This is a genomic window from Microcystis sp. M090S1, assembly GCF_020246295.1.
Classification (GTDB): domain Bacteria; phylum Cyanobacteriota; class Cyanobacteriia; order Cyanobacteriales; family Microcystaceae; genus Microcystis; species Microcystis aeruginosa.
Genome location: NZ_JADBTF010000414.1, coordinates 1 through 5,831 on the forward strand (window position 1 = coordinate 1; position 5,831 = coordinate 5,831).

The window sequence follows — 5,831 nt, forward strand, 5'->3', positions numbered from 1 at the left end:
AGAACTTTTCTGACTTTTCTTCAGCTATTTATGAATGTCTGAATGATGCCCATCTGAAACATAAAAAAGAACTGGATTCCTTGCTGACTCTACGATTTCAGAAGTTTAATAAATCTCAGATTATGAACGTCTAAAGTATAGCATAATACCTCTGGATTTTATGAGTTTGAATTTCCATAGAAAATAACCAATTATACTAAATCCCTTGAGCATAGACTACTTATGAGGACAGGCAATAGGCACTCTTGCAATAGGCAAAAGGGGGAATAAATAATCATTCTTTAATAACCGGATTTAGTATTATTGACAACATTTATAATAAAGATGAAGTATAACCTGATAGGGCATCCTCAAAAAAGCAACAAGTGGATTAATAAAGATAATTTTATCGCCAAACTTTTTTCTGGAAAATTTGACTAATTTCTTGGGGAAAAGGACAATCATCGGGAAAGTTAAAGGATCGATAATCGGGGTTATCTCGCAAGCTTTTTAAAGCCGTGGCATAGCAATCTAAAAATACTTGATCCCAGTAGGGTTTTAAACTAGGAGAATCGCTCAAAAGTTCTTCTAGTTCCCGTTGACTGCGCCTAATAGTTTCTTGCCAACCTCGATAATCTTCAACGTAATCAGTATAGCAAAGTTTGAGGCAGTGTTCTAAGATGGTGGTTAACCGGTTGCGGAGTTCACGTTTTTGAATTCTGCCCAAACTTTCTATCTCCTCGATCAAGTTTTTCCAGTCAACTTGATCAAAGTTTTTTTGTTTTAACAGAGTGATTGTTTCGTTTAGCCAGCCGACATAATCAGTTTGAATTAGCATAAAAACCTCTGGATTTTATCGGTTTTAATTTAGATAAAAAATAACCAATTATTAATTACAATAAACTATCCATTAAAGTGAGAATTCCGGAGATATTTTCGCCACTAGAATTGTTTTTTAGATGGGTTTCTAAAAGTTCCTTGAGAGCAACCAGTTTCAGACTATTTTCCGCCAGAGTATTAGCGATCGCAGGGGCGGCTGGCAGATAACCCGTAGCACCTAAATCCATTAAAGCAGAACGACGCAGCTGTAATTCTTCCCCTTGTAAGGCATTAATCAGAATATCGCCATAGTGGGGGTTAGCCGTGAGTTGATAGAGGGCGCGGGCAGCCGCATAACGCACTTTTTCGACGAAATGCTTTAAAAACGGTTCGATGAGGGGAATCGCTTCCGTCGCTTGCAGGGTTCCCAAGGCTTCGATAATCGCTTCGTAGGGTTGGACTAAATGGGGTTTTCCCGCCACTAAAACGGCCACTTCGATGCCACCCTCTAATAGTTTCTTTAAAGGTGCGATTGTGCTTCGATCCTTAAGCATTTCCAATGCCTGGGCAGCCGATTCGCGCACATAATAATCTTCACAGTCGAGACAGGCAATCAAAGCGGGAAGACAACTGAGATCATCTAATTTCCCTAAAGCGCTGGCGGCATTGCGTCGCAGGGGATAACCGCCATCGGGAGTGCGATCGCTTTCGTCCTCTAAAGCGGCAATTAACGCCGAAATCGCCTCCGGTTGACGAACGCGGAATCTACCCAACCACCAAGCGGCATAATAACGCGCTCCTAGGTCTTCTCTTTGCTGGATATTAGCGATCGCTTGTTCAACAGTATAGGCCGGATTATCGACGGCAGCAGAGTAAGAATCGCTCATAGACAAGTGAAAATGGGTGTGGGGTGTGGGGTGTAGGGCGTGGGGTGTTGGGGTGTAGGGGTGTGGGGTGTGGGGTGTGGGGAAGTGGGGGGATGGGGAAGTGGGGATAATAAATAAAAGCTGCCTCCTGTCTCCTGTCTCGGAGTCTCCTGTCTCCTGACTCGGAGAATACTGATAACTGACTCAGTTTTTCATAGTTGCTGTGCCATTGCCAATACCAGAATAAATTAAACCCCGTTGAGCATCGAGACTAATGATCACCCCTTCGCGGATAATTTTCGTGGCATCTTTAACCCCGACAATAACAGGAATACCCAATTTTAAACCGATAGTAGCGGCGTGATTATTCATCGCGGTATCTTCGGTGATAATTCCGCCAGCTTTCCGCATCATATCCACATATTCGGCGCTGGTGGTGGGAACGACTAAAATCTCCCCACTACTAAAACTACCCACTTCTCGGGCATTATGGGCCACTCGCGCCCGGCCACTAGCCACACCCTGGCCGATACCCGTACCCTTGCCCAAAAGGGATTTTACTACTTCCACCTTAATTAAATCCGTGGAACCAGCCACCCCTTGCAAAGTTCCCGCCGTCATCACCACTAAATCACCATCTGCGAGGAGGTTATTTTCCTGGGCAAGATTCATCGCCACTTGAAAAGTTTGGCTGGTGGAGGGTAAATCGAGCAATAACATCGGTTTTACGCCCCAAACTAGCTGTAACTGCTGTGCCACTTCTCGATGGGGAGTAACGGCTAAAATCGGGGTTTTTGGGCGAAATCGCGAGACATTACGGGCAGTAGAGCCAGTTTTTGTCAGGGTAATAATTGCCGCCGCCCCCAATTGTTCGGCAATTTGACTGACTGCCGAGGAAATAGCGTTAGGAATCGATTGTTTATTGTTAGAGCGAGCGGCACTATTGATCTGTTCCCGTTCGATCCTTTCGGCAATGCGGGCCATGGTTGCCACCGCTTCGATGGGATAATGACCCACAGCCGTTTCATTGGAAAGCATGACCGCATCAGTGCCATCTAAAATCGCATTAGCCACGTCCGAAACCTCGGCGCGGGTGGGACGAGGATTACTGGCCATACTGTCAAGCATTTGAGTGGCGGTGATAATCGGGATGCCTAGCTGATTAGCGGTATTAATCAGGCGTTTTTGCAGGATTGGCACGTCTTCGGCCGGTAATTCTACTCCTAAATCTCCCCTAGCCACCATAACACCATCACAGAGGGATAAAATTGCCTCCATTTCCTCGATCGCTTCGTGTTTTTCAATTTTAGCGATCACGGGGATAGATTTACCCGCACTGGCGATTAATTCTTTAATTTCGAGGATATCTTGGGGATTACGCACAAAACTAAGGGCGATCCAATCCACATCCCACAGCAGTCCGAACATTAAATCTTTTTTGTCCTTATCGGTTAAAGCTTTCACCGACAGATAGACGTTGGGAAAATTTACCCCTTTATTACTGGATAAGACACCCCCAACCACCACGCGACAGGACAGGTCTCCTTTCAAACGATCCACTGATTCCACCCGCATTTCGACCTTACCATCATCGAGGAGAATTCTCGAACCTTCTGGGACTTCTTGGGCCAGCGAGGGATAGCTAATGGAACTTATTTCCTGATTACATTCCACATCCCTAGAAGTAAGGATAAAGGGTTCCCCCGGTTTCAGGGTAATCGACCCACAGGCAAATTTACCTAAGCGAATTTTTGGCCCCTGTAGATCCTGAAGGATGCCAATCGGTTGATTGAGTTCAAAGGCTAACTGACGGATCAGGTTAATGCTGTGACGATGGTAATCGTGATCGCCATGGGAAAAGTTTAATCTAAATGTCGTCGCCCCCGCCTTGATCATCTGACGTAATGTTTCCTTATTTTGCGAGGCAGGGCCAATCGTGGCCACAATTTTAGTGCGACGGGGGAAAGACAGAGAGTGCATAGATAAGCAACTAAATAGGCGAAGTAAATATAGCAGCGTTTGGGACGCTCCGATCATCTTCTCATAAATGGTTATATCCAGTGAAAAGTTAAAAGTAAAAAAACGGTGAGATCTACAAATCCCACCGTTTTTTCAAGTCCGTCAACTCAGCTTAGAAGCGGAAAGTTGTCCGGATGACACCGACCAAAATGGCGTTACCTTCGTTGTTACCGTTGAAGACCGCGTAGGCACCGGGGGTAATCAGGATGTTTTTGGTGACTGGGAACTTATACTGGGCTTCTACCATGTAAGAGGTGCTGCTTTCTTTATCGGAACGGGGTACTTGACCACCACCTAAAGAGAAGGCCGCACCTTCGGCAAAGAGGTCGAGGACGGAAAGATTAAGGTTCCAAGACCAGATACCAGTGTTATTGTCTCCGATCGCATCATTAACTCCCGTGGCCGAAGCATCGGCGTAACCAGCCCAGCCCGCTAGATTTAAGACTCCTGGGATAACTTGGGCGCTCGCCTGAAGACCGAAACGGTTAGCAGTAGTACCAACGTTACCGAAGGGACGCTCGGTGAGAGGGCTGCTGACGTTACCGAATAAACCAGAACTCATACTGGCTGCAGTTTGATAACTGTAAACGTAAACGAAGTTAATATCGGCAAATTTGATGAAGGAGAAACCAACCTGAGCACCCGCACTGTAGGAACCGTTAAATAAACCGCTACCAGGGTTAGGATTGCTGGCACCATTAGTCCCACCCTCGGCTAGGTAGGTTCCCGTAACTTGGAAAACATCGCCAATGTTGAATCTGACCCCAGCACCAACACCCGAAGGACCACGGAAAACGATGTTATTGTAGCGTTGACCGCGGGATAAAGCACCTGTACCGCTATCGGCGAGGAAGGGGTTAGCAGTGATGAAAACGTCATCTAGGTTTAACTGGTTAGCACCAACCCAAACGGTGATGTTACCGAAGGGAGTGCCGATGGGAGCGCGGTAGAACAAGTCATCGATGGTTATGTCATTGTCCCGGCCATCATCGTATGCCAGACGGGTCATGTTGGTTCTCGTCGGACCGTTTTGGTTGAAAGTGGTGTTAAAGTTACCCGCTTGTAAACGGGTTCTCAACAAATCTTTACCGGTGAAGCTGGTTTCAAAGTTGAGTCGTACCCGATTATTAAATACTGTTTGAGTCTGATCTTGATTGCTGCCATCAGTCACCGTACCGTTGGTATTGGTAATGGAAGCTTGACCCCCCCAGCTATCGGCGATACTGAAGATGACCTCGCCTCTGAGTTTGGTGGTGGTAGAAAATTGATTGTTTTCCAAGAAAGCAACGCGCTGTTCAAGGTTATCCACTCTAGCTCCTAAAGCCGCTAGTTCGGTTTCAAATTCTTGAACAAGACGTTTTAATTTATCGATATCTTCTCTGAGTACACCGACACCATCTTGAATTAAACGTTCCATGACGTTTAAACAAGCGTTTAAACCTGCGGCAAATTCCCAACGAGTGGTGGCACGATCACCGCGGAAGGTACGGTCGGGAAAACCCACGATACAACCGTAACGTTCCACAAGACTTCTTAATGCCTCGTAGGCCCAAGCGGTGGGAGATACGTCCCGCAGTTGGTTAACGCTAGTCACCTGGGACATGGAACCCTGATAAACACCCGTATTAATCTGCTGACTATTTTGGGCGCGTTGAATGCGATCGAGTTGTTGTTGCGCTACTGGATCAACCTTGAGTTGAGGTGTACCAGGCATAGTTTGAGCCACTGCGCTGCCAGCAGCCGCTACGGAAGCACCTAATACTAAAGGAGTTACCTTTACTAAATTCTTGAATAGTTTTGACATGGGTCAATCCTCACACCTTATTCTATGGATTGAATGGACTATGAATACAAACAGACTATATGTTTAGCCTGCAATTATAATCACATTCTATGCTAATTCCCTCTTGTCTAGGTTAAGTTAATTTTATGATATGACAGAAAAATTTCTGTCTGATCTTATTAAAATTAGGAATTACGCACTTTACAAATTAACCATGATGTGCATCATTGACATCCTCACCGCCGTAAACGGACGGTGATTCCCAAACCTCACGATTTAGGTTTCTGCTTCTTTCCCTTGCGGGGTTCCGCACCTGCCTTAACAGATTTACTCTGTTCTGGTCTTATGGTCGCTCTACAGACTGA

General features: G+C 45.8%; 4 protein-coding genes and 1 pseudogene. 1 reads left to right on the plus strand and 4 read right to left on the minus strand.

The window, feature by feature from the left end; genetic code table 11:
• Positions 1-134: pseudogene (locus IM477_RS18270) on the plus strand (IS630 family transposase); the annotation flags it as partial.
• Between the two features lie 251 nt (positions 135-385).
• Here IM477_RS18270 and IM477_RS18275 read toward each other — a convergent pair.
• The 4 genes from IM477_RS18275 to IM477_RS18290 all read right to left on the minus strand — a co-directional run bounded on the left by IM477_RS18275 (position 386) and on the right by IM477_RS18290 (position 5,487).
• A complete protein-coding gene (locus IM477_RS18275) occupies positions 386-817 on the minus strand; it encodes a DUF29 domain-containing protein (protein WP_287732959.1) in 432 nt (143 codons plus the stop codon).
• Positions 818-872: 55 nt separating this feature from the next.
• Positions 873-1,685 (minus strand): C-phycocyanin alpha-cysteine-84 phycocyanobilin lyase subunit CpcE, encoded by an 813-nt coding sequence (gene cpcE, locus IM477_RS18280; RefSeq protein WP_287732960.1) that lies wholly within the window; start codon positions 1,683-1,685, stop codon positions 873-875.
• 183 nt (positions 1,686-1,868) lie between these two features.
• Positions 1,869-3,644, minus strand: a complete 1,776-nt coding sequence (gene pyk / locus IM477_RS18285) for a pyruvate kinase (RefSeq protein ID WP_287732962.1) — start codon at positions 3,642-3,644, stop codon at positions 1,869-1,871.
• A gap of 151 nt (positions 3,645-3,795) precedes the next feature.
• Positions 3,796-5,487 (minus strand): iron uptake porin, encoded by a 1,692-nt coding sequence (locus IM477_RS18290; RefSeq protein ID WP_287732963.1) that lies wholly within the window; start codon positions 5,485-5,487, stop codon positions 3,796-3,798.
• Positions 5,488-5,831: the final 344 nt, after the last annotated feature.